Source organism: Mesorhizobium sp. M0771 (assembly GCF_040320155.1).
GTDB lineage: Bacteria > Pseudomonadota > Alphaproteobacteria > Rhizobiales > Rhizobiaceae > Mesorhizobium.
The window spans coordinates 148,819-175,682 of sequence record NZ_JAMYPC010000004.1; the positions used below are offsets into that span (position 1 = coordinate 148,819).

The 26,864-nt window shown below is 62.8% G+C and carries 31 protein-coding genes and 1 pseudogene; 17 read left to right on the plus strand and 15 right to left on the minus strand.

The window, feature by feature from the left end:
• Nucleotides 1-2 precede the first annotated feature (2 nt).
• From NKI05_RS08040 to hisB, 10 genes are all read right to left on the minus strand, one after another.
• Nucleotides 3-1,040 carry a glycosyltransferase family 2 protein gene (locus NKI05_RS08040; RefSeq protein WP_023814504.1) on the minus strand — a complete coding sequence of 346 codons (1,038 nt, stop codon included), beginning with the start codon at nucleotides 1,038-1,040 and terminating at the stop codon, nucleotides 3-5.
• Nucleotides 1,041-1,112: 72 nt separating this feature from the next.
• Entirely contained in the window at nucleotides 1,113-2,072 is a 960-nt protein-coding gene (gene coaA, locus NKI05_RS08045; RefSeq protein WP_023814503.1) for a type I pantothenate kinase, read from the minus strand.
• Between the two features lie 132 nt (nucleotides 2,073-2,204).
• Complete coding sequence (locus tag NKI05_RS08050; RefSeq protein WP_023672314.1) at nucleotides 2,205-2,528, minus strand: phosphoribosyl-ATP diphosphatase; 324 nt, start codon at nucleotides 2,526-2,528, stop codon at nucleotides 2,205-2,207.
• Between the two features lie 8 nt (nucleotides 2,529-2,536).
• Nucleotides 2,537-3,343, minus strand: a complete 807-nt coding sequence (gene hisF / locus NKI05_RS08055) for an imidazole glycerol phosphate synthase subunit HisF (protein WP_023695992.1) — start codon at nucleotides 3,341-3,343, stop codon at nucleotides 2,537-2,539.
• Nucleotides 3,340-4,176, minus strand: coding sequence for an arginase family protein (locus tag NKI05_RS08060; protein ID WP_023672316.1), 837 nt, complete (start codon nucleotides 4,174-4,176; stop codon nucleotides 3,340-3,342). The genes hisF and NKI05_RS08060 overlap by 4 nt, the downstream gene beginning before the upstream one ends.
• Nucleotides 4,173-4,919 carry a 1-(5-phosphoribosyl)-5-[(5-phosphoribosylamino)methylideneamino]imidazole-4-carboxamide isomerase gene (hisA, locus tag NKI05_RS08065; RefSeq protein WP_023672317.1) on the minus strand — a complete coding sequence of 249 codons (747 nt, stop codon included), beginning with the start codon at nucleotides 4,917-4,919 and terminating at the stop codon, nucleotides 4,173-4,175. The genes NKI05_RS08060 and hisA overlap by 4 nt, the downstream gene beginning before the upstream one ends.
• 3 nt (nucleotides 4,920-4,922) lie before the next feature.
• A complete protein-coding gene (locus tag NKI05_RS08070) occupies nucleotides 4,923-5,213 on the minus strand; it encodes a DUF1330 domain-containing protein (protein ID WP_023672318.1) in 291 nt (96 codons plus the stop codon).
• A 1-nt stretch (nucleotide 5,214) separates the two neighbouring features.
• Nucleotides 5,215-5,865, minus strand: a complete 651-nt coding sequence (gene hisH / locus NKI05_RS08075; RefSeq protein ID WP_023672319.1) for an imidazole glycerol phosphate synthase subunit HisH — start codon at nucleotides 5,863-5,865, stop codon at nucleotides 5,215-5,217.
• Nucleotide 5,866: 1 nt separating this feature from the next.
• Complete coding sequence (locus tag NKI05_RS08080) at nucleotides 5,867-6,343, minus strand: DUF2628 domain-containing protein (protein WP_023672320.1); 477 nt, start codon at nucleotides 6,341-6,343, stop codon at nucleotides 5,867-5,869.
• Nucleotides 6,344-6,347: 4 nt separating this feature from the next.
• Nucleotides 6,348-6,947, minus strand: coding sequence for an imidazoleglycerol-phosphate dehydratase HisB (gene hisB, locus NKI05_RS08085; protein ID WP_023672321.1), 600 nt, complete (start codon nucleotides 6,945-6,947; stop codon nucleotides 6,348-6,350).
• A 237-nt stretch (nucleotides 6,948-7,184) separates the two neighbouring features.
• Between hisB and hslV the strand changes: the two genes are divergently transcribed.
• From hslV to NKI05_RS08110, 5 genes are all read left to right on the plus strand, one after another.
• Complete coding sequence (gene hslV / locus NKI05_RS08090; RefSeq protein WP_023672322.1) at nucleotides 7,185-7,736, plus strand: ATP-dependent protease subunit HslV; 552 nt, start codon at nucleotides 7,185-7,187, stop codon at nucleotides 7,734-7,736.
• Nucleotides 7,726-8,253: a GNAT family N-acetyltransferase gene (locus NKI05_RS08095; RefSeq protein ID WP_023814502.1), complete on the plus strand. Its 528-nt coding sequence runs from the start codon at nucleotides 7,726-7,728 to the stop codon at nucleotides 8,251-8,253. The genes hslV and NKI05_RS08095 overlap by 11 nt, the downstream gene beginning before the upstream one ends.
• 4 nt (nucleotides 8,254-8,257) lie before the next feature.
• A complete protein-coding gene (locus tag NKI05_RS08100) occupies nucleotides 8,258-8,857 on the plus strand; it encodes a DUF2585 domain-containing protein (RefSeq protein ID WP_023695986.1) in 600 nt (199 codons plus the stop codon).
• A 4-nt stretch (nucleotides 8,858-8,861) separates the two neighbouring features.
• Nucleotides 8,862-10,175 (plus strand): ATP-dependent protease ATPase subunit HslU, encoded by a 1,314-nt coding sequence (hslU, locus tag NKI05_RS08105; protein WP_023703756.1) that lies wholly within the window; start codon nucleotides 8,862-8,864, stop codon nucleotides 10,173-10,175.
• Nucleotides 10,176-10,498: 323 nt separating this feature from the next.
• Nucleotides 10,499-11,455, plus strand: coding sequence for a DUF1402 family protein (locus NKI05_RS08110; protein ID WP_023732726.1), 957 nt, complete (start codon nucleotides 10,499-10,501; stop codon nucleotides 11,453-11,455).
• A gap of 133 nt (nucleotides 11,456-11,588) precedes the next feature.
• On the opposite strand, the gene NKI05_RS08115 is transcribed toward NKI05_RS08110, so the two are convergent.
• The 3 genes from NKI05_RS08115 to NKI05_RS08125 all read right to left on the minus strand — a co-directional run bounded on the left by NKI05_RS08115 (nucleotide 11,589) and on the right by NKI05_RS08125 (nucleotide 14,325).
• The gene (locus tag NKI05_RS08115; RefSeq protein WP_031201364.1) at nucleotides 11,589-12,818 is read right to left on the minus strand and encodes an NAD(P)/FAD-dependent oxidoreductase; all 1,230 of its coding nucleotides are present in this window, start codon (nucleotides 12,816-12,818) and stop codon (nucleotides 11,589-11,591) included.
• Between the two features lie 4 nt (nucleotides 12,819-12,822).
• Nucleotides 12,823-13,137, minus strand: a complete 315-nt coding sequence (locus tag NKI05_RS08120) for a MocE family 2Fe-2S type ferredoxin (RefSeq protein ID WP_023672328.1) — start codon at nucleotides 13,135-13,137, stop codon at nucleotides 12,823-12,825.
• Between the two features lie 84 nt (nucleotides 13,138-13,221).
• Nucleotides 13,222-14,325, minus strand: a complete 1,104-nt coding sequence (locus tag NKI05_RS08125; protein WP_023695983.1) for a fatty acid desaturase family protein — start codon at nucleotides 14,323-14,325, stop codon at nucleotides 13,222-13,224.
• 174 nt (nucleotides 14,326-14,499) lie between these two features.
• On the opposite strand from NKI05_RS08125, the gene NKI05_RS08130 reads away from it, so the two are divergent.
• The 11 genes from NKI05_RS08130 (at nucleotide 14,500) to NKI05_RS08180 (ending at nucleotide 23,997) form a co-directional block, all read left to right on the plus strand.
• Complete coding sequence (locus NKI05_RS08130; protein ID WP_023695982.1) at nucleotides 14,500-15,531, plus strand: LacI family DNA-binding transcriptional regulator; 1,032 nt, start codon at nucleotides 14,500-14,502, stop codon at nucleotides 15,529-15,531.
• Nucleotides 15,532-15,904: 373 nt separating this feature from the next.
• Entirely contained in the window at nucleotides 15,905-16,846 is a 942-nt protein-coding gene (locus tag NKI05_RS08135) for a sugar ABC transporter substrate-binding protein (protein WP_023684065.1), read from the plus strand.
• A gap of 107 nt (nucleotides 16,847-16,953) precedes the next feature.
• On the plus strand, nucleotides 16,954-18,030 hold the full coding sequence (locus NKI05_RS08140) for an ABC transporter permease (protein WP_023687413.1): 1,077 nt from the start codon (nucleotides 16,954-16,956) through the stop codon (nucleotides 18,028-18,030).
• A gap of 2 nt (nucleotides 18,031-18,032) precedes the next feature.
• The gene (locus tag NKI05_RS08145; protein WP_027049093.1) at nucleotides 18,033-18,815 is read left to right on the plus strand and encodes an ATP-binding cassette domain-containing protein; all 783 of its coding nucleotides are present in this window, start codon (nucleotides 18,033-18,035) and stop codon (nucleotides 18,813-18,815) included.
• Nucleotides 18,816-18,928: 113 nt separating this feature from the next.
• Nucleotides 18,929-19,924: an inositol 2-dehydrogenase gene (iolG, locus tag NKI05_RS08150; protein WP_023672333.1), complete on the plus strand. Its 996-nt coding sequence runs from the start codon at nucleotides 18,929-18,931 to the stop codon at nucleotides 19,922-19,924.
• Nucleotides 19,925-19,954: 30 nt separating this feature from the next.
• Nucleotides 19,955-20,749: an SDR family oxidoreductase gene (locus NKI05_RS08155; protein WP_023814501.1), complete on the plus strand. Its 795-nt coding sequence runs from the start codon at nucleotides 19,955-19,957 to the stop codon at nucleotides 20,747-20,749.
• A gap of 72 nt (nucleotides 20,750-20,821) precedes the next feature.
• Complete coding sequence (locus tag NKI05_RS08160; protein WP_023702090.1) at nucleotides 20,822-21,085, plus strand: type II toxin-antitoxin system Phd/YefM family antitoxin; 264 nt, start codon at nucleotides 20,822-20,824, stop codon at nucleotides 21,083-21,085.
• A complete protein-coding gene (locus tag NKI05_RS08165; RefSeq protein WP_023814500.1) occupies nucleotides 21,082-21,504 on the plus strand; it encodes a type II toxin-antitoxin system VapC family toxin in 423 nt (140 codons plus the stop codon). The genes NKI05_RS08160 and NKI05_RS08165 overlap by 4 nt, the downstream gene beginning before the upstream one ends.
• Before the next feature lie 473 nt (nucleotides 21,505-21,977).
• Nucleotides 21,978-23,069, plus strand: a complete 1,092-nt coding sequence (locus tag NKI05_RS08170; RefSeq protein ID WP_023695981.1) for a 3-deoxy-7-phosphoheptulonate synthase — start codon at nucleotides 21,978-21,980, stop codon at nucleotides 23,067-23,069.
• A gap of 75 nt (nucleotides 23,070-23,144) precedes the next feature.
• Nucleotides 23,145-23,504 (plus strand): ArsR/SmtB family transcription factor, encoded by a 360-nt coding sequence (locus NKI05_RS08175; protein ID WP_023672338.1) that lies wholly within the window; start codon nucleotides 23,145-23,147, stop codon nucleotides 23,502-23,504.
• Nucleotides 23,482-23,997, plus strand: a complete 516-nt coding sequence (locus NKI05_RS08180; protein WP_023814499.1) for an SRPBCC domain-containing protein — start codon at nucleotides 23,482-23,484, stop codon at nucleotides 23,995-23,997. Before NKI05_RS08175 ends, NKI05_RS08180 begins: the two co-directional genes overlap by 23 nt.
• A gap of 115 nt (nucleotides 23,998-24,112) precedes the next feature.
• Here NKI05_RS08180 and NKI05_RS08185 read toward each other — a convergent pair whose 3' ends face one another.
• The gene (locus NKI05_RS08185) at nucleotides 24,113-24,748 is read right to left on the minus strand and encodes a LysE family translocator (RefSeq protein WP_023748281.1); all 636 of its coding nucleotides are present in this window, start codon (nucleotides 24,746-24,748) and stop codon (nucleotides 24,113-24,115) included.
• Between the two features lie 127 nt (nucleotides 24,749-24,875).
• On the opposite strand from NKI05_RS08185, the pseudogene NKI05_RS08190 reads away from it, so the two are divergent.
• Nucleotides 24,876-25,575 (plus strand): annotated as a pseudogene (locus tag NKI05_RS08190) (helix-turn-helix transcriptional regulator).
• A gap of 11 nt (nucleotides 25,576-25,586) precedes the next feature.
• Here NKI05_RS08190 and NKI05_RS08195 read toward each other — a convergent pair.
• Nucleotides 25,587-26,696, minus strand: a complete 1,110-nt coding sequence (locus NKI05_RS08195) for a Gfo/Idh/MocA family protein (RefSeq protein WP_023814498.1) — start codon at nucleotides 26,694-26,696, stop codon at nucleotides 25,587-25,589.
• Between the last annotated feature and the right edge of the window lie 168 nt (nucleotides 26,697-26,864).

Genomic DNA, 26,864 nt, shown 5'->3' on the forward strand with positions numbered 1-26,864 from the left:
AGTCAACCGAACCGGCGTTCGTGCGTCGCGGGCGGCGTCTTTTTCGACGCCTGGGAATTGCTGATGGCGGCGATCGCTTCCTCGAAGCCGGTCAGCCGGTCGACGACGTAAAGCGGCCGCCGTTTCACCTCGGCATGAATGCCGCCAACATAAAGGCCGATGACGCCGGTCATCAGCAGATTGATGCCCGACAAGAAGGAAATGATCACCACCGTCGATGTCCAGCCATGGACGACGCCGCTGACAAAAAGCCAGGAAAACACCGCGTAGAGCCCAAGCAGGGCGGCAAGACCGGAAATGGCCAGACCCGCCCACAGCGCCAGCCGCAGCGGCTTGTCGGAAAAGCTGATGATACCGTGCACGGCCAGCCGCACCATCTTCCAGAACGGATATTTGGTTTCGCCTGCTGCCCGCGTCGGCCTCTCGAACGGCACGGCGGTCTGCTTGAAACCCATCCAGCCGAACATGCCGCGCACGAAGCGGTCATGCTCGGGCATGCGTTTGAAAGTCTCGAGCGCCTTGCGGCCGACGAGGCGGAAATCGCCGACATCGCGCGGAATGCTGACGGAGGTCATCTGCTCGAGCGCGCGATAGAACAGATTGGCGCTGACCCGCTTGAACCAGGTTTCGCCCTCGCGCCGGATGCGCCGCGCATAGACGATCTCGTAGCCTTCTTTCCACTTGGCGACGAGATCGAGCACCACCTCCGGCGGGTCCTGCAGGTCGGCATCCATGACGATGACGGCGTCCCCGGCGGCAGCATCCATGCCGGCCGTGATGGCGATCTGGTGGCCGAAATTGCGCGACAGCTCAATCAGCCGGAAGCGGTCGTCCTCGGCAACCATGCCGCGCAGGAAGATGAGGCTGGTGTCGCGGCTGCCATCGTCGATGAAAATCGCTTCGGCACGGCCGTCCAGCGCGTCCAGCAGCATGCGGATCCGCCGCACCAGCAGCGGTAGCACCGCTTCCTCGTTAAAGATCGGAATGACCAGAGAATAGACCGGGGCTTGGCGGCCCCCGGCATCGCTCGAATTGATCACCGCTTGCTCCCGACCCGCTGGAATTGCAGCAAAAACTAGCCGGGATTGCCTAAGGCGCCGTTAACCCAGTCGTCACAGTTTCCTGAGCGCCACTTCCTCGACCAGATGATTGGCGCCCTTGCGCAGGATGAGGTCGGCGCGCGCCCGTGTCGGCACGATGTTCTCGCGCAGGTTTTTCAGGTTGATGTTGGCCCACAAGCCTTCCGCAATGGCGCGCGCGGCGTCTTCCGAAAGCTGCGAATAGCGGTGGAAGAAGGAGTCCGGATTGCGGAAGGCCGTCTCGCGCAGCCGCATGAAGCGGGCGATGTACCATTGGTGGATCAGCTTTTCGTCGGCGTCGATATAAATGGCGAAATCGAAGAAATCCGACAGGAACGGCACTATCTTGCCGTCCTTCGGCAATTTGCCGGGCTGCAGAACGTTGATGCCTTCGAAGATCAGAATGTCGGGCCAGTCGATGGTGACGAACTCGCCGGGAATGACGTCATAGGTCAAATGCGAATAGACGGGCGCGCGGACATTGCGCTGCGCCGACTTGATGCCCGAGAGGAAACGCAGCAGCGCACCGACATCGTAGCTGTCGGGAAAGCCCTTGCGCTCCATCAGATTGTCGCGTCGCAACACCTTGTTGGGTAAGAGAAAACCGTCGGTGGTGATGAGATCGACCTTGGGGCTCGACGGCCAGCGCGCCAGAAGCTCCTTCAGCACGCGCGCCGTGGTCGATTTGCCGACCGCAACCGAACCGGCAATGCCGATGATGAACGGTGTCTTGACCACATCCAGCGCGTTGAAGAAGGCCTGGCGCTGGCGAAACAGCAACTGGCTGGCCTCGACATGCGCCGAAAGCAGCCGCGAGAGCGACAGATAGATGCGCTTGACTTCTTCCAGGTCGACCGGATCGTTCAGTGAGCGCAGACGGTTGATCTCGTCTTCGCCCAGCGTCATCGGCGTGTCGGCGCGGAAGTTCGACCATTGCTCGGCCGAGAAGAAACGATAGGGGGAATATTTCTCGGTCGGAGCGAGCTGGTCCATCGAGTTTCCTGCCCTCTAGAGCATGAGGCCGAAAAGTGTGAAGCGGTTTTCGGGCGACATCATGCTCCCTCTATCAATTTAGAGACGGATTCAGATTTAAGGCCTCGGCCCGAAATCATCCGGCTCTCGCGGTCAGCCTTTCGGCCGGGATGCCTTTTCAGTGACGCCCGAACGGCCGGTACGGCCCTCAAGCTCCTTCAGCACCTCGCCCAGCGAAACGCCGGCCATGCCAAGCACGACGAGCCAATGATATATGAGATCGGCACTTTCGGAAACGAGGGCATTTTTGTCGCCCTTGACGGCGGCAATGACGGTCTCGACTGCCTCTTCACCAAGCTTCTGCGCCGCCTTGTCGATGCCTTTGGCGAACAGTTTTGCCGTCCACGAGTCCGGGTCGCCGGAACGGGCGCGTTCGCCAATGATCGTTTCCAGATCGGACAGCGAAAATTCAGCCATGGCGCAGCCTACAGCCTTTGTGGAGTGGATTGAACCGGGTAGTCCAGCCGCATCGGTAGCCCGGCCTCGGCCATATGCGCCTTGGCTTCCGCAATCGTGTAAGTGCCGAAATGGAAGATCGAGGCCGCGAGCACGGCGCCGGCGTGGCCGTCGCGAATGCCCTCGACCAGATGGTCGAGCGTGCCGACGCCGCCCGACGCGATGACCGGCGCGCGCACCGCATCCGCTATCGCGCGGGTCAGCGCAATGTCGTAACCGGCCTTGGTGCCGTCACGGTCCATCGAGGTCAAAAGAATCTCGCCGGCGCCGCGATCGACCATTTTTCGCGCAAACTCGACCGCATCGATGCCGGTCTTTTCACGGCCGCCATGGGTGAAGATCTCCCAGCGGTCGGCTTCATTGGGTGCCGACACCTTCTTGGCGTCGATGGCGACGACAATGCACTGGTTGCCGAACTTGTCGGCGGCTTCCGCGACGAAATCGGGGTTCTTCACCGCCGCAGTGTTGATCGACACCTTGTCGGCGCCGGCCAGCAACAGTTTGCGAATATCGGCCACCTGGCGCACGCCGCCGCCGACGGTCAGCGGCATGAAGCATTGTTCGGCGGTGCGGGCGACGACGTCGAAGATGGTTTCACGGTTGTCGGACGACGCGGTGATATCGAGAAAGCAAAGCTCGTCAGCGCCGGCCGCGTCATAGGCTTTGGCCGCCTCGACCGGATCACCGGCATCGATGAGGTCGACGAAATTGACCCCCTTGACGACGCGGCCGTTCTTGACGTCGAGGCAAGGGATGACTCGGGCCTTCAGCATCAGCCCTTCTCCATCGTCGCCAGCAACTCGCTGAGCAGTTCGCCGACCAGCGGCGGAACCTCGGCCTGCGCATCGAACGCCGGATCGTAGGCGGAAATGGTGATGCCGGAAATCGGCAGCAGGCCGGCCATGCCGCAGACAGCCTGGCGCAGCTGTTTCGGCTCCGGGCCGCCGGGCGTGGTGTAACGGTTGGCCTGCAGCGCCCCGGGGTCGTGCACGTCGAGATCGAGATGCAGGTGCACCCGCTTCGCATCCGGCGCCTTCAGCCTGCCGCACGCCGTGGCCCAGTCCGGGCATTCGGTGCGGATGACCGGCAACGTCTTCAACAGCTCCGTTTCGGCCGGATCGAGATCGCGCGCGTTGACCAGCACGCAGCGCGCCGGATCGATCGGCCTGAAGCCGGGGATGGCCGAGGCCATCGGCTTCCAGCACAGGCCGAGAACCGTGGCCAGCGCCATGCCATCGAGAAAGCCGAAGATGGACGTCTCCGGGGTGTTGAGATCGCCATGCTGGTCGGCCCAGATGATCGCATCGGCATCCTCGCCGGCAACCGCACCGGCCGATGTCAGGCAATTGCCGGCCAGCACGATGGGAAACCGGCCGCGGTCTATGGCGATGCGGACCTCGCCGGAGAGGGCACCGCACACGGCAAAGCCGGTGGCGATCTCGCGCTGCTGTTCGTCGCCAACCCTGCCGATATCGGTGACGACGACGTCATGCCCGGAGAGCGTCAGCGCGTCGACAAGCCCGCCGGCGATAAGTGCATCCGGGCCTCGGCCCATGCCGCCGTGATAGTGGCCACTGTCATAGGATGCCAGGATGATGGAGATTTTCACGGCCGGGTCTCCATCGCCTTGCCCTGCAGCACCGCAAGCGCCTCGGCCGGGTCGATACGCCCGTCATAGAGCGCGCGGCCGGAGATGGCGCCTTCCAGTTTCTTCGCGTCGGGCATGGTCATGCGCACGATGTCGGCGATCGAAGCCAGCCCGCCCGAGGCGATGACCGGGATCGAGACCGCGTCGGCGAGATCGATCGTGGCATCCCAGTTGATGCCGGTCAGAACGCCGTCTCGGTCGATGTCGGTGTAGATGATGGCGGCAACGCCGGCGCCTTCGAATTTCTGCGCCAGTTCGATGACGCCGAGGCTGGAAGCCTCGGCCCAGCCTTCGACCGCCACCTTGCCGCCCTTGGCGTCGATGCCCACGGCGATCTTTCCAGGAAATTCCTTGCAGGCTTCCCGGACCAGGTCGGGATCGCGCACCGCCACCGTGCCGAGGATGACGCGGGCCAGCCCGCGGTCGAGCCAGTCCTCGATCTGCGCCAGCGTGCGGATGCCGCCGCCGAGCTGCACCGGGTTTTTCGTCGCCTTGAGGATGGCGCCGACCGCCGCGCTGTTGACGCTCTGGCCCTTGAAGGCGCCGTTGAGGTCGACGACATGCAGCCATTCAAACCCTTGCTCTTCGAAGGCCTTGGCCTGGGCCGCAGGGTCGTCATTGTAGATGGTCGCGGTCGCCATATCGCCGTGCTTCAGCCGCACGCACTTGCCGTCCTTGAGGTCGATGGCCGGAAACAGGATCACCGTTCAGACCCCTTCCACAATGGCGAAATGCGAGGTCGAATAAGCGCGCCGGAATTTCAGCGCTGCCTGGTATTCGGGAGAATGGAAGCAAGCCAGCGCGACCTCGTAGCTTTCGAACTCGACGATCACATGGCGATTGCCGGATGGCCCTTCCGGGCTTGACGACTGACCGCCTCGCGTCAGGAATTTCGCGCCGTATTTGTCGAACGCCGCTTTGTTGGCGGCGATGTATTTCGGATAGTTTTCCGGATCGGTCACATCGACCATCGCCATCCAGTAGCCCTTCTTGCTCATCTCAAGGCCTCCAGCGCAGGAAGTTGGTGATCAGTGCCAGGCCGAGCGCCTGGCTCTTTTCCGGATGGAATTGCGTGCCGGCAAGGTTACCGCGCGCGACCGCCGCCGTTACCGGGCCGCCATAATCGGCGACGGCCAGCACTTCGTCCGGCCTTGTCGCGTCGAGATGGTAGGAATGAACGAAATAGGCGTGCAGACCCTTAGGCCCGGTCGCAATACCCGAAAACAGCGGGTGCTTGCGCTCCAGATCGATGGTGTTCCAGCCGATTTGCGGGATCTTCAGTGCCGGATCGGCGGGCGTGATCTCCTTGACGTCGCCGGCAATCCAGCCGAAGCCCTTGGTCACGGTCTTTTCCAGGCCGCGCTGCGACATCAGCTGCATGCCGACGCAGATGCCGAGGAACGGCCGCGCCTTGGCGATCGCTACCTCTTCCACCGCTTCCCACATGCCGGCGACGCCGCGCAGGCCCGCCGCGCAATCGGCATAGGCGCCGACGCCGGGCAAAACGATTCGGTCGGCGCTGCGCACCCGCTCGGCGTCGGCGGTTAGCTCAATGGCAGCGGCAATGCCGGCTTCATGCGCGGCGCGCTCGAAGGCCTTGGTGGCCGAGCGCAGATTGCCCGACCCGTAATCGATGATGGCAACCCGCATCTCAGGCTTTTCCCGGCGTATGGCTCAGGCCCAGCGTCAGCCCGGTCTGCGTCGGCCGGGCCAGGCTGGCGTCCGGCACGATGCGCGGCAGCGGCGCCGGCTCGTCGGCAAGCGCCTGGGCGTCCAGTGTCTGGCGGATGTCGGCATCGTCAGGATTGTCGGCTTCGACGACGCCCCATTCATGCCAGCCGCGGCGGCGCAGCGCTGCGATCCGCAGCCCTTGGCCTTCCAGCCCGATATAGAGCGAGACCAGTAAAGACAGTGCGGAGCCGGCCCAGTCCAGTCCCAGCCATTGGCCGAGCACCGAGATGAGCCCCATGGCGACGAAGGCGAGCGCCGCCTCGATCCACAGCCTGTGCCAGGCGAGCCACAGCGGCGCCACCAGGAAAGCCAGCCAGGAAAAACCGTCGCGGACCAAAACGGTTGCGTCGGCCGCCTCGGTGCGGCCTGGCGGTTCCATCACGACATAGATGGCCATCAGCCTACCCTTTCAGAGATCCCTTGGTGGAGGGAACCGCTTCCGGCTGGCGCGGGTCGCGCTCCAGTGCGAAACGCAGCGCGCGCGCCACCGCCTTGAAGCAGGTCTCGGCAATATGGTGATTGTTGGCGCCATAATGATTGGTGACATGCAGCGTGATACCGGCATTCTGCGCCAGCGCCTGGAAGAATTCACGCACCAGTTCGGTGTCGAACGTGCCGATCTTGGGCGACGAGAAGGCGACATTCCAGACCAGGAACGGACGGCCCGACACGTCGATCGCGGCCCGCGTCAGCGTCTCGTCCATGGCAAGGTCGACAGAGGCGTAGCGCATGATGCCGCGCCGCTCGCCCAGCGCCTTGGCCAGCGCCTGGCCGATCGCAATGCCGGTGTCCTCGACCGTGTGGTGGTCGTCAATGTGCAGGTCGCCCTTGGCCTTCACCGTGATGTCGATCAGCGAGTGGCGCGACAGCTGGTCCAGCATGTGGTCGAAGAAGCCGACGCCGCTCGACATGTCGGATTTTCCGGTGCCGTCGACATGGACCGAGACGCTGATCTCGGTTTCCTTGGTCTTGCGGCTGACTTCGGCGGAACGGGACGCCATGACCTTGTCCTTGGCTGAGGGGTTCGAAACTCAAGACGGGGTTCCAAGCTGTCATTTGCTTGAAAACGAAAGCCTTCTAGCAGCATGATCCGGCGATTGCCAGTTGCGATGCGGACAGCCACCGGCCATGGCGGACGCCGTTTGCAATCACCCGCCCCATGCATACATATGGCCGATCGAAATCACTCGTACCGCGCGCCAATCGCCTTATCGGGATCGCGCGAATCGGAGCTAAAAATGTCGAATGAACTGAGCATGCACGCCACGACCATCGTGACGGTGCGCAAGGGCAACAAGGTGGTGATCGCCGGCGACGGCCAGGTCAGCCTTGGCCAGACCATCATGAAAGGCAACGCCAAAAAGGTGCGCCGCATCGGCAAAGGCGGCAATGTCATTGCGGGTTTCGCCGGCGCCACGGCGGATGCTTTCACCCTTCTGGAGCGGCTGGAAGCCAAGCTCGAACAATATCCCGACCAGTTGACGCGCGCCTGCGTCGAGCTCGCCAAGGACTGGCGCACCGACCGTTATCTGCGCCGGCTGGAAGCGATGATGCTGGTGGCCGACAAGTCGGTTTCGCTGGCGCTCACCGGCACCGGCGACGTACTGGAGCCCGAATTCGGCGTCATGGCCATCGGTTCCGGCGGCAACTATGCGCTGGCCGCTGCCCGCGCGCTGATGGACAGCGACAAGGATGCCGAGGAGATCGCCCGCAAGGCGATGCAGATCGCCTCCGACATTTGCGTCTATACCAACAACAACTTTGTTGTCGAAACGCTCGATGCCGGCTAACCCGCCGGTGCTCTATGATTTTCGACCGGTTACCGAAAAAGACCTGCCGATGATCGCCGGCTGGCTGGCCGAGCCGCATGTCGCCGAATGGTGGGACGATCGGGAGACGGAAATCGCCGAAATCGGGGAGCACATCGACTCTATTTCTGTAGAGCCGCTGATCGTCGAGCTCGACGGCAGGCCGATCGCCTATCTGCAGAGCTACGATCCGCATCTGGAAGATGGCCATCCCTATGCCGACCAGCCGTTCGGCACGCTCGGCATCGACCTGTCGATCGGCGTGCCGGACCTGGTTGGCAAAGGTCATGGCTCGGCTATCGTCAGGCAATTCGTCGAGCAACTGTTCGAGGAAGGCGCGCCGCGCGTCATCATCGATCCGCATCCCGACAATGGCCGCGCCATCCGCGCCTATGAAAAGGCGGGCTTCAGGGCTATCGATCGCAGACACTCTAGATATGGGGACGTCGTGCTGATGGCCGTCGATGCCGAAGAGAGCGACGCGGAAGAAGGGGAATGAGTTGATGGCGACACCGGGCACTGCCAAAAATTACTCGGCCTATGAAGACAGCTGGCGGATGGGGCTTCTGCTCGTGCTCGCTCTGCTCATCTTCCAGGCCGGCGCGCTTTACGGCATGGGCCGCACGCCGATCTGCACCTGCGGTTACGTCAAACTCTGGCACGGTGTGGTGAACAGTTCGGAGAATTCCCAGCATATTTCCGACTGGTACACGTTCTCGCACATCATCCACGGCTTCCTGTTCTACGCCTTGGCCTGGTTCCTGTTCCCGCGCTCGCCAATCGGTCTGCGCCTGGCATTCGCCGTCGTCATCGAGGGCGGCTGGGAACTCCTGGAAAACAGCCCGTTCATCATCGAGCGCTACCGCGCCGGCACCATCTCGCTGGATTACTATGGCGACTCGATCATCAATTCGGTGTCCGACACGCTGGCCATGGTGCTGGGATTTGTGATGGCGCGAAAGCTACCTATATGGAGCATCGTCGGCCTCGCCCTCATCTTCGAACTGGGTGTCGGCTACCTCATCCGGGACAATCTGACGCTCAACGTGATCATGCTGCTGCATCCGTTCGAGTCCATCAAGCAGTGGCAAAGTGGAATCTAGTGATATGACCACCTTCTCTCCCCGTGAAATCGTTTCGGAACTCGACCGCTTCATCATCGGCCAGAAGGACGCCAAGCGCGCCGTGGCCATTGCCTTGCGCAACCGCTGGCGCCGCCAGCAGCTGGAAGGCCAGATGCGCGAAGAGGTGATGCCGAAGAACATCCTGATGATCGGCCCGACCGGCGTCGGCAAGACCGAGATCTCGCGCCGCCTGGCGCGACTCGCCGGTGCGCCCTTCGTCAAGGTCGAGGCCACCAAGTTCACCGAAGTCGGCTATGTCGGCCGCGATGTCGAGCAGATCATCCGCGACCTGGTCGAGATCGCCATCGGCCTGGTGCGCGAGAAGATGCGCGAGGACGTGAAGGCGCGCGCGCACCTCAATGCCGAGGAGCGCGTGCTGGAAGCCCTGGTCGGCAAGACGGCGAGCCCGGCGACCCGCGATTCCTTCCGCAAGAAGCTGCGCGACGGCGAGCTCGACGAAAAGGAGATCGAGATCGAGGTTGCCGACACCGGCACCGGCGGCATGCCCGGCTTCGAGATCCCCGGCATGCCGGGCGCTAATATCGGCGTGCTCAACATCAACGACATGCTGTCGAAGGCGATGGGTGGCAAGAAGACCAAGGCGCGCAAGACGACGGTCAAGGAGTCCTACGCGCTGTTGGTCAACGACGAGTCCGACAAGCTGCTCGACCAGGACGAGGTGGTGCGCCGGGCGCTCGACGCGACCGAAAATGACGGCATCGTCTTCCTCGACGAGATCGACAAGATCGCCTCGCGCGAAGGTGGCATGGGCGCCGGCGTCTCGCGCGAAGGCGTGCAGCGCGACCTGCTGCCGCTGATCGAAGGCACGACGGTGGCGACCAAATATGGGCCGTTGAAGACCGACCACATACTGTTCATCGCCTCGGGCGCATTCCATGTCTCGAAGCCCTCCGACCTGTTGCCGGAATTGCAGGGCCGCCTGCCGATCCGTGTCGAGTTGCGGGCGCTGGAGAAGGACGATTTCATTCGCATCCTCACCGAGACCGAGGCGAGCCTGATCAAGCAGTATATCGCACTGATGAAGACCGAAGGCGTCGATCTCACCTTCACCGACGACGCCATCGATTCGCTGGCCGGCATTGCCGTCGACCTCAACGCCAGTGTCGAGAACATCGGCGCGAGACGCCTGCAGACGGTGATGGAGCGTGTGCTGGACGAGATCTCCTACGACGCGCCGGACCGCAACGGCACCAGCGTCGCCATCGATGCCGCCTATGTGGAAAAGCATGTCGGCGACCTCTCGCGAAACACAGATTTGTCGCGATTCATCCTTTAAACGAGGGCGCCGGTTCATCCGGCGCCGGTATTAGAGCGCCGCGCGTCCTTTGGACACGCAAAGGTCGCTCTAGCAGTATTGAATCGATGCATCGGACTTTCCAAAAATCGGTTTCGATCTTTGGGCCGATGCTTAGGCAACAATCCGGCTAACAGCTTGATGTGTGGCCGGATGGTATCATCGGGCCACCTTTCGTCTTGCCGGGTGCAAGGGCGCTCTCGACTCAACCGGGAGCACTCCCTAGTTTGCGCGGCAATTCTCTAGACGCAATTCCGGACGGAAAGCCGTTTCACACTTTCCTGGAATTGCTTGGGCGGCGGCGCATGAAAAAACTGATCCTTGTCATTCTCGGCTTGACGCTGGCGGCGACGCTGTTCGCGGCTGACGCGGCGACATTGGTGCCGGCGGGCAACCGCAATGTCGTGCAGCCCGACATACCGGGCGCCTCCAGCCGCCGCACCCAGGCGACCAACACCACCTTCCAGGCCAAATACCGCAAGGTCTACGCCTTGCTTCAGAACGACGTCGAACTGCGCGCCAAGATCAGGAAGGCCGCCGCTGCCTACGGCATCAATCCTTTGCACATCGTCGGCGCCATCGTCGGCGAGCACACCTACAATGTCGACGCCTACGACCGGCTGCAGACCTACTACGTCAAGGCGATTTCCTACCTCTCCAGCAAGCTGTCCTTCGCCTATGACGGAGAGGACATCACCGATTTCGTGCAGCGGCCGGAATTCAAGAAGTGCACGATGTCGGACAGCTACGACCTGTGGGAATGCCGCGAGCAGGTGTGGAACCGCTCCTTCCGCGGCAAGACCGTCGGCGGCACAAGCTTTCCCAACGACCGCTTCGGCGCAACCTTCTTCCAGCCCTACTATGCCGGCCAGACCTTTGGCCTCGGCCAGCTCAACCCGCTGACCGCGCTGCAGATGAGCGATCTCGTGCACAAGGTGTCGGGGCTGCCCGAGCTCGATGTCGGCGATCCCAATGGGGTCTACAAGACCATCATGGATCCGGACCTGACATTGCCCTACGTCGCAGCGACGATCAGGAAGTCGATCGACGCCTACAAAAACATTGCCGGCTTCGACATCTCAGGCAATCCGGGGCTGACCGCCACGCTCTACAATGTCGGCAATCCCGAGCAGCGCGCCTATGCGCTGAAGGCCGAGAACGACAAGCGCCGCGCGGCGGGTGAGGCGGTCAAACTGCCCGAGGAGAATTATTACGGCTGGCTGGTCAACGACAAGCTGGACGAGCTGAAGGCGCTGTTTTAGCGGGCTTAGCTCAGCCGTCTACCTCCCCCTTTGTGGGGAGGTCGGACCGCAGGTCCGGGTGGAGGCCGGTGCCGCACCCCCGCCCCGCTGCTTCGCAGCGACCCTCCCCACAAGGGGAGGGTAAGTCAGTCCTTCACGCTGCCAGCAACGACTTCAGCTTCACATCCGGCGACCCCAACGCCTCCGGCGCCGGCCTAGCCCGCTTGGCGATCAGCATCTCGGCCAGCCTGATGTCGCGCGCCACGGCATTGCCCGTACCGAGGCCGCTCGCCGCCACCAGCCTGCCATCCTCGGCCAGATGAAACAGAATAAAAGCACCGTCGCCGAGATCGCGGCGGACCGTGCTTTTGCCCTCGTCCGAAAGGCCGGCGACCTGCAGCGACAAACCATACTGATCCGACCAGAACCATGGCACCGCGGCATGCGCTTCGCGGGCGCCCAGCATGTTCTTCGCGGCCAGCGCACCCTGTTCCTGCGCATTGCGCCAGGCTTCCAGCCGCACCCGCCGGCCAGCATAGACAGCGAGCGGAAACGAGCAGCAATCGCCGGCGGCGAAGATGTCGGGATCGATTGTTTGGAGTTCGCCATTGACGGCGATGCCGTTATCGACGGTCAGGCCCGCTTCCGCGGCAAGCCCGGTCACCGGCACGGCGCCGATGCCGATGACGGCGAGATCGGCGACGATGTCCTGCCCATCGGCGAGCATGATGTGCACCTCAGCGCCGTCGTCGGCGATATCAGCGATGCCCTGACCGGTGAGCACGGTCACGCCTTCGGCCTCATGCGCCTGATGGATGATTTCAGCGATCTCCGCCGGCACCCCGCGCAGGAGGATGCGCGGCTGCGCCTCAATGACGGAGACGGCAGCCCCTGCCTTGCGCGCCGAAGCGGCGAGCTCCAGGCCGATAAAGCCACCACCAATGATGGCGATGCGGTTTGCCGGGCTGAGGTGGGCGCGAATGGCCAGCGCGTCGGCAAAGGTGCGGAGGTAGACGCAGCGCGACCCCAATCCCGGCATCGGCAGCTTGCGCGGTGTCGAGCCGGTCGCCAGCAGCAGCTTGTCGTAGGGCAGGGCCGAACCGTCCGACAGCCGCACCATATGCGCCGGGCGGTCGATCGCCACCGCTTGAACGGAATGGATATGCCGGATCGATTTCTCGGCCAGAATTTCGTCGCTGGCGATCGTCTTGATCTCGGCCGCGTCGCTCGTCATTGCGTCCTTGGACAGGGGCGGCCGCTCATAGGGCAGATGGGGTTCGTCACCCACCAGCGTCACCGGCCCGTCATAACCCAGCTCGCGCAGTGTCAGCGCTGCCCGCCCGCCGCACTCGCCGGCGCCAATGATGACCATTCCCGCCTGCATGGTCCTATCCGATCTGGATCAGCACTTTGCCGGCCTCGACCTTTACCGGATAGGTGGCGAGATTGACGCAAACCGGCGCGCCGCGTGCCGCCCCCGTCTTGTAATTGAAGCGGCCATTGTGCTTGGGGCACTCGATGATGTCATCCATCACCAGCCCGTCGGCCAGATGCACCTTTTCGTGCGTGCACAGGCCATCGGTGGCGAAGTAGTCGTCATCGGGGCTGCGATAGATGGCGAAGGTGCGGCCGCCATGGTCGAAGCGCATCACATCTTCTTCGTCGATGTCGCCGGCAGCACAGGCTTCGATCCAGTCGCTCATGTGTTCCTCCCAAAAGCAATTCCAGGAAAGTGCGTTGCGGTTTTCCGTTCGGAGTTGCGTCAAAACAAAAGCTTAATCGCGCGATCATTCCGCCGCGGCGGTGACGGCGTCGTTGTGGAGTTCCTCGCGATAGGGCCGCGCCGTCGGCGGCAGTTCGCGCTTGAGGAAATAGTCCTCGTTGCGCAGCTGGCGCAAAAAGGCCGGGATCATCTCGCGGTAGCCGGCCAGGATCGACGGCGTCGGCGCCGGCAGATCGTGCTTGATCAGCGCATGCAGTTTAGGCAGCGCATGATAGGGCACCATCGGGAACATGTGGTGTTCGACGTGATAGTTCATGTTCCAGTAGATGAAGCGGCTGACCGGGTTCATGTAGACGGTGCGGCTGTTCAGCCGGTGGTCGATGACATTTTCCGCGAGCCCGCCATGCTGCAGCAGGCCGACCATGACATGATGCCAGGCGCCGTAGAGCCGGGGCAGCCCGACCAGCATCAGCGGCAGCCATGAACCGAAATAAAGCGCCAGCGCGATCGTCACGGCATAGATCGCCGTCCAGATGCGGGCGATGCGAATGGCTTTAGGCTGCTCCTGTTCGGGGATAAAAGTCTTTTCCGCCGCGCTGATATTTCCGGCGGCATTGCGCAGCATGTCCGACATCGCATGCCAGGCATCCAGCACGCCGATAAAGCCAAGCGCGACCCGGAACAGATCCGGCGGCCGCATAACGGAGATTTCCGGGTCGCGGCCGACGATGATGGTGTCGGTGTGGTGGCGGGTGTGGCTCCAGCGCCAGGTCACCGGATTGCGCATGATCATGAAGCAGGCGATCTGGTAGACCGCGTCGTTCATCCACTGCGTGCGGAAGGCAGTGCCATGGCCGCATTCGTGCCAGCGTGAATCGGTGGACGAGCCGTAGAGGACGCCATAGACGAAGAAGAACGGCACGCACCACCAGCTGCCCCAGAACCAGGCGCCGCCGGCGGCACTCAGGATCAGCGCGGCGAGCCAGATCGTGGTGTCGCGGATCGCCGGCCCATCGGAGCGCTGCATCAGCTCCTTCATCTGCTTGCGCGGAATATCGGTGTGATACCACTCGGCCGCCGACAGGCCGGTCTCGACGGCGAGCTTGGCGTCGCGGCCGATCAGGCTGTAGTCGCGCCGGGACGGTGGTGTGGATAGTGTCGCTTCCATAGGGGCTGCCTCCGTCGGCCACAGCATCCGTCAGGACGGATATGTCCATTACAGGCGCCTGTGTCCGAGCGCAAAATAGCGCCATGCGGTGATAGTCTCAATATCACAAAGATAGTTTCTATCATTTTCCATCAGAACGATGTAAGCAGTTGCAGGCACTCATGCGGGACAGTCATGGCAAAACGGCCAACCATCACCGATCTGGCGCGCATCTCCGGCGTTAGCGTCGCCACTGTCGACAGGGTGCTGAACAACCGGCTGCCGGTGCGCGAGGAAACCGCGCGCCGCGTCTATGAGGCGGCGACCGGCATCGGCTACCACGCCGCCGGGCTGATCAAGCGGCGCATGCGCCAGGAATTGCCGGAATACCGCCTCGGCTTTCTGCTGCTGCGGGGCAATGATGTTTTTTACGGCGATTTCGCGAGGGAGCTAGAAATGGCGGTCTCGCAATCGCAGCGCTTCCGCGGCGTCGCCACCATCGATTTCGCCAGCTCGCTAGCCGCCGACGAGATCGCCGCCCAGATGCGCAAGCTGGCAGCGAAATCCAGAGCAATCGCCGTTGTCGGTCCGGACCATCCGACGCTGACGGCGGTCGTGGAGTCGCTGAAAGCGAGGGGGCAACCTGTCTTCTCGCTGCTGTCCGACTTTGCCGCTGGCATCCGTGAGGGATATGTCGGCCTCGACAATCGGAAGGTCGGTCGCACCGCGGCCTGGATGATCGCCAGGGCGGCAAAGAACCCCGGCAAGGTCGCCCTTTTCGTCGGCAGTCATCGCTTCCACGGCCATGAACTGCGCGAGATCGGATTTCGCTCCTTCTTCCGCGAACATGCGCCGGACTTCACGGTGATGGAAACGCTGGTCAATCTGGAAGCCAACCAGGTCACCCACGATGCGATGATCGATCTCCTGGTGCGGTATCCGGATATTGCCGGCTGCTATGTCGCCGGCGGCGGCATGGAAGGCGCGGTCTCGGCGCTGCGCGCAGCGAAGCCCGCAAACATGCCGGTGGTCGTCTGCAACGAGATCAACGCCGAATCGCGCGCGGCACTCGCCGACAACATCCTGACAATGGTGATCTCGACGCCGCTCGCCGCCTTGTGCCGCGAGCTTGTCGACCTGATGGCGCATTCCATCGAGGCCGGCGCCGCCAACGCGCCGGGCCAGACCTTTCTGCCCTTCGACATCTATCTGCCGGAAAATATCTAACGCGTTGCCGCGCCGACCCGTTCGGCGTGGGCTCTCCCGGCGATGATAGAATCTATCAGAGTCTGCCTTCAGACTCGGCCTGGGCCGCTGTCGGCCTTGATTCGACGTGAAATTGCGGCGCGGCGACCGAAAATCCGCTTTCCGACTTAGGAATCGCTCTTGACGTCTCGCGAAAAAATGGAATAAATATTTCATCAGATTGGTATTTTGGTTCTTTCGTTCCGGAACATCTGTTTCAAACTGGGAGCCTGGCGTTCCATCCCTTGGACAAAACGCCATACGGAACAGGAAGGCATCAGGGAGAGATTCCTCGGGCTATCGGGGATTCCGGGTAGATCGGTGCAGCCGGACACCAATGTGGAGGAGAAACACAATGAAGAAACTGATTTTGGGCGTCGCCTTTGCGGCGCTGATGAGTTCGTCCGCTTTTGCCGCCAAGGTCGGCGTGTCGATGGCCAAGTTCGACGACAACTTCCTCACCGTGCTGCGCAACGGCATGATCGAGCAGGCCAAGGGCATGAGCGGCGTGGAACTGCAGGTCGAGGACGCGCAGAACGACGTCGCCAAGCAACTCGACCAGATCAAGAACTTCGCCGCCTCGGGCGTCGACGCCATCATCGTCAACCCGGTCGATACCTCGGCCACGCAGGCGATGTCGGACGCCGCCGCAGCCGCCAAGATCCCGTTGGTCTATGTCAACCGCCAGCCGGTCAATGTCGACACGCTGCCGGACAACCAGGCCTTCGTCGCGTCGAACGAGGCCGATTCCGGCACGCTCGAGACCAAGGAAGTCTGCCGCCTGTTCACCGAGGCCGGCAAGAAGGAGGCCAATGTCTATGTCATCATGGGCGAGCTTTCCAACCAGGCCGCCGTGCAGCGCACCAAGGACATCGAAGAGGTGATCGCCACGCCGGAGTGCAGCTTCATCAAGATCATCGACAAGCAGACTTCGAACTGGAACCGCGACGAAGCGCAGAACCTGATGACCAACTGGCTGTCAACCGGCAAGCCGTTCGACGGCGTCATCGCCAACAATGACGAAAGCGCCATCGGCGCCATCCAGGCGATGAAGGCCGCCAACATCGACATGAAGACGGTCGTCGTCGGCGGTGTCGACGCCACGCAGGACGCGCTTGCCGCCATGCAGGCCGGCGACCTCGATGCCACCGTGTTCCAGGATGCGGCCGGCCAGGGCGCCGGCGCTCTGGACGCAGCGCTGAAGCTCGCCAAGGGCGAGAAGGTCGAGCACAAGGTCTACGTGCCCTTCCAACTCGTGACGCCAGCCAACATCGACAAGTTCCTGAAGAAGAACTGAGCCGGCGACTCGTTCGACTAACGGAGCGGCGCATCAATCGCGCCGCTCCCGTTTCCCTCACCGCCCTTACGTGCGGGAGGGCAAATGCCGCCTCACGGAGGACAGACATGTCACAGACATCTCATGGCGTCGGCGGGGTCAGCTATGACGCGAAGAGGCGGACATGGCCGGCCGAATTCAACGTCTTCCTGGCGCTGGTCATTCTGGTCGTCATCTTCGAAATGATCGGCCGCATCTTTCTTGGCGACAGCTTCCTGTTCAACACGCGCGACAACGTCGCCGGGATCTTCAATGAGGCCCGCCTGCAGATCATCATCCTGCAGGTGTCGATCGTCGGCATCATCGCCATCGGCGTCACGCAGGTGATCATTTGCGGCGGCATCGACTTGTCCTCGGGCTCGATCGTCGGCGCCACCGCCATGATCGCCATGAGTTTTGCCCAGGTGGCGACGGTCAACGGCAACCCCAACCCCAAGGCGATGTTCCTGGCGCAAGGCTGGACCGACCTGCCGGTCATCGTGCCGGTACTAGTCGCCATCGGCTGTGGTCTGCTCGCCGGTCTCGTCAACGGCTCCTTGATTGCATACACGCGCATTCCGCCGTTCATCGCCACGCTCGGCATGATGGTGACCGCGCGCGGCATTGCCAAATGGTGGTCCAAGGGTCAGCCGATCTCGTTTCCGACCGAAAGTTTCGCTGGTATCGGCAAGGGCCTGATGCCGGTCATCATCTTCCTGTCGCTGGCGGTGCTGTTCCAGCTGATCATGACCTACACACGCTACGGCAAGCACTGCTACGCCATCGGCTCCAACGAGGATGCCGCGCGCATGTCGGGCATCAAGATCGCCAACCACAAGATCCTCGTCTATGTCATTGCCGGCATCCTCGCCGCGCTGGCCGCCGTCGTGCTCTCCTCCAAGAACCTGACAGCACAGTCCGGCATGGGCGTCATGTACGAGCTCGACGCCATCGCCATGGCGGTCATCGGCGGCGTCTCTTTGTCGGGCGGCCGCGGCTCGATCGTCGGCACCGTGATCGGCTCGCTGATCTTCGGCGTCATCATTTCCGGCTTCACCTTCCTGCGCCTCGACGCCTACTATCAGGAGATGGTCAAGGGCGTGATCATCGTCGGCGCGGTCGTTCTCGACCAATGGCGCCAGCGCATGCGGGCATTGAGGGCTTGACCATGCCAGATATCTCCACGACAGACATCGTCCTGAAGACCGAAAACCTGACCAAACGCTATGGCGGCGTCCATGCGCTGGAAGGCGCGAATTTCGAGCTGCGCAAGGGCGAGCATGTCGCCATCATGGGCGACAATGGCGCCGGCAAATCCACCTTCGTGCGCCAGATCACCGCCGTCGAGCAGCGCACCAGCGGCCAGATCTGGTTCGACGGCAGGGAAGTGAATTTTGCCGGGCCGATCGAAGCGCGCACGGCGGGCATCGAGACCGTGTTCCAGAACCTGGCGCTGGCCGACGATCTCGACGTGCCGTCGAACCTGTTCCTCGGCCGCGAAAAGGTGCTTTTCAATCTCGGCCCGTTCTCGATCCTCGACCGCAAATACATGCGCAAGGCGACCGAGGCGGCGCTGATCCGCACGGCAGTGAAAATCCCCAATTTGTCCAACACCATTCGCCACATGTCGGGCGGCCAGCGCCAGTGCGTTGCGATCGCCCGGACCGCGACCTTCGCCTCCAAGCTGATCATCATGGACGAGCCGACGGCAGCCCTTGGCGTGCAGGAGACGGCGCAGGTCGAGAACATCATCCGCACGCTGAAGGACAATGGCGAGCCGCTGATCCTGATCAGCCACAACATGCGCCAGGTGTTCGACCTGTGCGACCGCATCGTCGTCTTCCGGCGCGGCCGCATCGTCGCCAACCTGCGCAAGGAAAACACCGACGGCAACGACATCGTCTCCTACATCACCGGCGCCAAGACCGGGGAGGCGGAACTCGCGGCCTGAACAGGATGGTCATCCTGTTTTCTGGCGTGCTCGAAAAATTATCTTGCCACCTTTCTCAAAAGGAAGGTGGAGACACAACTCTCTCGAACCCATCCCCCTAGAGGAAATACCCCATGACTGTTCGTTTCGCCCTCCTCGGTGCCGGCCGCATCGGCAAGGTCCATGCCCGCGCCGTCGGCTCCAACCCGCAGGCCAGACTGGTGGCCGTTGCCGACGCTTTTGAAAAGGCGGCGACCGAGTTGGCAACCGCCTATGGCGCCGAAGTGCGCACCATCGACGCGATCGAGAAGGCCAAGGACATCGACGCCGTGGTCATCTGCACGCCGACCGACACCCATGCCGATCTGATCGAGCGTTTCGCCAAGGCCGGCAAGGCGATCTTCTGCGAGAAGCCGATCGACCTCGACGTCAAGCGCGTCGAGAAGTGCCTGGCCGTGGTCGACAAGGCCAAGGCGACGCTGATGGTCGGCTTCAACCGCCGCTTCGATCCGCACTTCGCCGCCGTGCGCAAGGCGATCGACGACGGCGCCATCGGTACTGTCGAGATGGTCACCATCACCTCGCGCGATCCGGGCGCGCCGCCGGTCGATTACATCAAGCGCTCGGGCGGCATTTTTCGCGACATGACCATCCACGATTTCGACATGGCGCGCTTCCTGCTCGGCGAAGAGGTGGCGGCGGTCAGCGCCCATGCTTCGGTGCTGGTCGACAAGAAGATCGGCGAGGCCGGCGATTTCGATTCGGTCAGCGTCATCCTCGAAACCGCGTCCGGGAAGCAGGCCGTCATCTCCAATTCGCGCCGCGCCACCTATGGCTACGACCAGCGCATCGAGGTGCATGGCTCCAAAGGCATGGTCGCCGCCGAAAACCAGCGGCCGGTGTCGATAGAGGTCGCCAACGAGAAGGGCTATACGCGCCCGCCGCTGCACGATTTCTTCATGACCCGCTATCTCGACGCCTACGCCATCGAGATTGCCGCTTTCATCACTGCTGCAACCTCGGGCAAGAAGGCATCGCCGAGCGGCGCCGACGGCCTCGTGGCGCTGAAGCTGGCCGATGCCGCGCTGAAGTCGGCGACATCAGGCAAGACCGTCCGTCTCGACAAGTAAGAACCGGAACCAAGGCACAGGAGCAGAGCGATGAGCACATCCGCCGATCGCAATTCGAACACGCGCGCCATCGTCACCGGCGGTGCGCAAGGCATCGGCTTTGCCGTCGCCGAAGCGCTGGCCGACGAGGGCTGCAAGGCGCTGGCGCTCATCGGCCGCTCGCAGGAGAAGGGCGACAAGGCGGTCGCCCACTTCAAGAAGGCCGGCGTCGATGCGATCTTCATCAGCGCCGACGTCTCGAAAGTGGCGGACTGCAAGCGTGCGGTGGCAACCGCGATCTCGCATTTCGGCACCATCAACGCGCTGGTCAACGCCGCCGCCACGTCCGCGCGTGGTTCACTTGTCGAAACTTCGGAAGAGGTGTTCGACCAGATTTTCCACACCAATGTGCGTGGTCCCTTCTTCCTGATGCAGGGCGTGGTGGCGCATCTGCTGGACAAGAAGGCGCCGGGCTCGATCGTCAACGTGCTGTCGATGTCGGCACATTGCGGCCAGTCGTTCCTTGCGCCCTATTCCTCGAGCAAGGGCGCGCTGGCGACACTGACCAAGAACGTCGCCAACGCCTATCGTTTCAACCGCGTCCGCTGCAACGCCGTGCTGCCGGGCTGGATGGACACCGAGGGCGAGGACATCGTGCAGAAGAAATGGCACGGCGCCTCCGACGACTGGCTGGCAAAGGCAGAGGCCGGCCAGCCAATGGGCCAACTGGTCAAGCCCGACCAACTCGCGCGGCTGATCAGCTACATGGCCAGCCCGCAATCCGGCGTCATGACCGGCTCGCTGGTCGACTATGACCAGAACGTCGCGGGGACCTCGCCGGAGTAGCTTCAAACCCTGTTGCAGCAACATCGCCATTCCCAGATAGTCATGATAGTCATGATAGTCGCGAGGGATGCGATGCTAACGTCATCCAAAGGCACCAACTGGACGGTTGCCGGGGCAAAAGCCCGGCTCTCCGAGGTCATCGAGCGCGCGCAGTCCTCGCCGCAGACGATCACCAAGAACGGCAAACCAAGCGTGGTTGTCGTCTCGGCCGAGGAATGGCAGCGCAAGATCGCACGCAAGGGTACGCTTGCCGAGTTCCTGCTGGACTCGCCGCTGCGCGGCGCCGATCTCGACCTTGAACGTCAGCGCGACGAACCGCGTGACCTGCCGCGGTGAGACTGCTGCTCGACACGAATGTCCTGTCCGAGGTGACGAGGCCAGCGCCTGTCGCACGTGTCCTGGGCTGGCTGGACGAGCTTGATGAGGACCGCTCCTTCATCAGCGTAGTGTCGATCGCCGAGATCCGGCGCGGCGTCTCTCTGATGGATGAGGGCCGCAAACGCGAGGCGCTGGCCGAATGGCTCGCCCGGGACCTGCCCCAGCGCTTCGAACAGCGGGTTTTGCCGGTGGACGATGCGGTTGCCTTGGCCTGGGGCGACCTGATGGGTTTTGGCAAGCGCCGCGGTCGTGGTCTATCGTCGATGGACGGCCTGATCGCAGCCACTGCGATTGCGCACGAGCTCACCTTGGCAACGCGCAATACGGAACATTTCGAAGGCTTAGGGCTTGAACTCTTCGATCCATGGACGGCATGAGCCGCTCCGCGTTATACGTGTTGGCGATTGGCGAAACCGCCGGCACTTCGTCATCCACGGGCGGAGCAAGGAGCGTAGCGACGCAGCGCAGACCCGAGGATCCATGCCGCGACTTCAGAGCGCTGCTACGGTCCAGAATTCTGCTCCGCCGCACTCCACGGCCCAGGTCACGGAATGGATCCCAGGGTCTCCGCGACGGGGCTTCGCTCCTGCTCCGCCCAGGGATGACGAAATCGCGAGGATTCGGCCCATCCCGAATTGTCTCCGCATACCCCACGTGACAAGCGCCTCCGCATCGACTATATGAGCCTCATGATCAACCTGACCGCCTCGTATTGGTACTTTAGCAGCTCGCTGGCGGCGGGAGGATTGCGCTCGATCTGAAGATTGCAGCAACAAGTCCGAACAGCCGCCAGACCTGGCGGCTTTTTTGTATCAGCCGGCAGGTCTCCTAAAAACAGGAGCAGAAAGCCGTGTTGACCACCACAGACGATCTTCGGGTCAAGGAAATCCGAGAATTGAGTACGCCGGACGAGGTGATGCGGGAGATCCCGCGCACGCTGACGGCAACGCGCACCGTGAGCGCATCACGCAACGCCACCCATGCCATCTTGAACGGCACCGACGACCGGCTGCTTGTCATCGTTGGCCCGTGTTCGATCCACGACCCGGTCGCGGCCGTTGACTATGCCAGCCGGCTAGTGGCGCTGCGCGAGACCCTGTCCGACCGGTTGGAGATCGTCATGCGGGTCTATTTCGAAAAGCCGCGCACGACTGTCGGCTGGAAGGGCCTTATCAACGATCCCGATCTCGACGGCAGCTTCAACATCGACAAGGGGCTGCGGATGGCGCGCAACGTGCTGTCGGCGGTCAACAATCTCGGCCTGCCCTCGGCCACCGAATTTCTCGACATGACGACGCCGCAATACATTGCCGACCTCGTCGCCTGGGGCGCCATCGGCGCGCGCACCACCGAGAGCCAGATCCACCGCGAACTGGCTTCCGGCCTGTCCTGCCCGGTCGGCTTCAAGAACGGCACCGACGGCAATCTCAGGATCGCCGCCGAGGCGGTGAAATCCGCCGCCCAGCCGCATCATTTCATGGCGGTGACCAAGGGCGGACGCAGCGGCATTGCGACTACTACCGGCAATGAGGACTGCCACGTCATCCTGCGCGGCGGCGTTCAGCCGAATTACGATGCGGCGAGCGTCGAGGCGGCCTCGGTTGAACTTGCCCGCATCGGCGTCGCCCCCCGTCTGATGATCGACGTCAGCCACGCGAACTCGAGCAAGAAGCCGGAGAACCAGCCGAAGGTGGCGGCCGATGTCGCCGGCCAGGTGGCAGCAGGGGACGAGCGTATCATCGGCGTCATGATCGAGAGCAATCTCGTCGCCGGCCGGCAGGACGTGGTATCAGGCAAGCCGCTCGTCTATGGCCAGAGCATCACAGATGGCTGCATCGACTGGGCGACCACAGAGACGGTGCTGCACGGCCTCGCCGGCGCCGTAGAATGGCGCCGCTCAGCCCGCCGCGCCATGATGGAGAACCGGCCGGGCGCCGCCTGATACGAGGCGATGCGCGGGAAGGACGCTGCGGCTCCCCTTGCACCCCGGCAACCGGTCTGCTAAATACTGAACCATATGGTTCAGTATACCGACTTGGATTCCTCGTTCGCCGCGCTCTCGGACGCCACCCGGCGTGGCGTTCTGGAGCAGCTCGGACGCGCAGACGCTTCGATCACCGAGCTTGCCGGAAAGTTCCACATGACCCTCACGGGCATGAAGAAGCACGTCGGCGTCCTGGAGCAGGCGGGGCTCGTCACCACGCAGAAGGTTGGCCGCGTGCGGACCTGCAAGCTCGGCCTGCGCGGACTGGAGGAAGAGGCGGCCTGGATCGAGCGGCACCGCCTGCTCTGGGACGCACGCTTCAACGAGTTGGACAAGGTTGTCGAGGAATTGAAACGGAAGGAGAAAGCCGATGCGCCAAAGAACAGAGAGTGAGCCCACGAACAGCCGCACCACGGTCGAACGGAAGTCCGAGCGCGAGCTGGTCGTCACGCGAACAGTCAACGGTCCGGCGCGCATCGTGTTCGAGGCGTGGACCAAGCCCGAGCTGTTCAAGCAGTGGTGGGTGCCGAAGTCGATGGGCATGTTCCTGCGTTCCTGCGAGATGGATGCTCGTACCGGAGGCACGTACCGCCTGGTGTTCGGCCACGACGCCTCGGACCTTCACGAATTCTTCGGCAGGTATATCGAAGTGACACCCCACTCACGCCTCGTCTGGACCAATGACGAAGGTGGTGACGGTGGACCCGTCACCACGCTGACCTTCGAGGAAAAGGGTGGCAAGACGCTGCTGGTCATGCACGAACTCTATCCCTCGAAGGAGGCTCTCGACGCGGCCGGTACCGGGGCGGCGGATGCGATGGGCGAGACGTTCGAGCAATTGGACGAGCTTCTCGTCGTCTTGGGCGAGAGCGTGAGGCGGTCATGACGTCATCGGTCTCGCGGACGGGGTTGCTGCCGCCCTCGACGACGAAAAGACCGGGACAGTGATCCGCAAGCGCAGCGCCGAGACGAAGATACGCGGCGTCATCGCTTGATCGGGATCACGCTGCCCTCAACCCTTCCCATGCCGTAAACACCGAGACCGCAAACAGCAGCAGTCCGGCCGCCCGGCCCGCAAAAGCGGTCGCCCGCGGATTGGCCACCAGCAGATTGCGGCTGCGGCCGGCGGTGATGGCGAGCCCGCCATAGATGGCGGCCTGCGTCAGCATCGTCAGCGAGCCCATGACCGTCGCCTGCATCCAGATCGGGCCGTAATCCGGCTTCAGGAACTGCGGATAGACGGCAAATATGAAGAGATAGGCCTTCGGGTTGATCAGGCAGGTCACCAGTCCCTGGCGAAAGGCCATCCAGGCCGTACGGCTGCCGGCGGGCCCGTCGTGGCCGACGGTGATGGAACTGCGCACCAGCGAGATGCCGATGAAGGCCATGTAGGCGGCGCCGGCTATCAGCAGCGGCTTGTACAGGATCGGCACGAAATGCATCAGCAGGCCGACGCCGATGGCGCCGTTCAGCGTGTGCACGATGCCGCCGACCATGATGCCGCCGGTGGCGGCGAGGCCCCGGTCGCGGCCGCCGGTGAGCGCGTTGGCTAGCACGAACAGCATGTCCATGCCGGGCACGATGATGATGCCGGACAGCAGGATAAAGAACAGCCAGAGATTTTCCGCGTAACTCATGCCAGTTGCCTGTCGCTTCCTGCTGGGGTGCCGTTGAGGAATTTGTTGATTTTCAACCTGATAGGCAGTCCAATAAATCATCCCAACTGACGGGGATGTGTCAGTAGCGTTTCATCAGGGAGAGGAAATGCGCAAGGCGTCGCGGCTGTTCGAGATCATCCAGATCCTGCGGCTGGCGCGGCAGCCGGTGACGGCGGCCATGATCGCCGGGCAGCTGGAAGTCACGATGCGTTCGATCTATCGCGATATCGCCGCACTGCAGGCGATGCGCGTGCCGATCGAAGGCGGGCGCGGTATCGGCTATATATTGCGGCCCGGCTTCGACCTGCCGCCGCTGATGTTTTCGATCGAGGAGATGGAAGCGATCGTCCTGTCGCTCGCCCTGCTGGAGCGCACGGGAGACAGCGAACTCAAGCAGGCGGCCAAGCGCGTCAGCGCCAAGATCGCCGGCGCCGTGCCGCCGCCCGTTGCGCCAGGCGTTCGACGCCAACGCACTGCATGTCTGGGGGTTCGCAGCACCGGCAATCGGCACCATCGATCTGGCGCTTGTGCGCCGCGCCATCCGCGACGAGGAAAAGCTCGACCTGTCCTATCGCGACGAAATCGGCCGCGCCTCCGAGCGGCTGATCCGTCCGATCGCGCTGATCTACTATTCAGAAACCGCCAACATCGTCGCCTGGTGTGAACTGCGCCAGGCGATCCGCAATTTCCGCAGCGACCGCATCGCCGATTGCCGAGCGACCGGGCTGCGCTTCAAAGGCGAAGGCGATCGCCTGCGCCAGGTCTGGGTCAGTGGCTGGGAGGCGAACGCTGTCGCTGGCGGCTGAAGCGAGCGGGTTTACCGCACATCCACCCAGCGCTTTTCCTCGAACGACCTCGCCATCGCGTGCACGGTGCGCTCGATCTCCAGCCCTTCGGCAAATTCGATGACCCGTGCCGGCTTGCCGGCAAGCCGCGTCAGCAATTCGTGGCACTCGATGATCTTGAGGTCGTTGAAACCGAGCCCATGGCCCGGCGCCGGGAGGAAGGCGTCGTAAGGCTTGTGGTGCGGCGCCACCAATATGGTGCGGTAGCCCTGTTCGGTCGGGCGATCGGCGGTGACGTAGAGCTGGATTTCGTTCATCCGCTCCTGGTCGAACAGGATCGATCCCTTGGAGCCGAAAATCTGTATGGCGATGCGGCCCTTGCGGCCCCAGGCCGAGCGGTTGACCAGCAGCGTGCCGGCAATGCCGTTTTCCAGATGCATCAAAACGCTGGCGATGTCGTAGGTCTCCACCGCACGGCGGCCGCCGCCGGCCAGCTTGCGGTCGGCATAGGGCTTGGCCATGTCGCAGATGACTTTTGCGACGCGGCCGAACAGTGTCGAGACCAGCGACAGCGGATGCACGGCGAAATCGTCGAGCGCGCCATAGCCGGATGCGGCCTCATGCTTCCAGAAGAACAGCGCTTCGGGGTCGGCCATGAAGTCCTCGTCCATCTCGATGCGCAGATGGTTGACCTCGCCGATGATCTTTTCCTCGAGCAGCGCGCCGATGTGGCGGATGGCCGGGCTCTGTATGTAGTTGTAGCCAAGCGCTGCGACCTTGCCGGACTTCTTCGCCGCGGCCGCCATCGCCGCTGCTTCGGCAAAGCTCGGCGCCATCGGCTTCTCGCACCACAGATGCTTGCCGGCTTCGAGAATAGCGATGGCCATCTCCGGATGGAACTGATTGGGCGTGGTCAGCGAGACGATATCGACCTCGGGGTCGTTGACGACGGCACGCCAGTCGCCCGACGCCTTGGCGAAGCCGAACTCACCGGCCTTGCGCTTGGCCAGCTCCTCGTTGACCTCGCCGAGATGGACCAGCTTCGGCTTGGCGACATCGGGAAAGACGGCGCCGACGGCGCTCCACGCAATGGCGTGGCATTTGCCCATGAAACCCGTGCCGATAAGACCAACGCCGACCATTTCTTTCTCCCAATACCTGAAGCGATCGATGGATGAATTAGTCCATTTCTTCTCCGAATGGAATGTCTGCCTCATTTTTTATGGCCTTCTTGCGCAGGCTCGCTATGATGGGGCAGAGAGGACGTCACTTGAGTTAAAGAGAGCATGATGTCGTCCGAAAACCGCTGC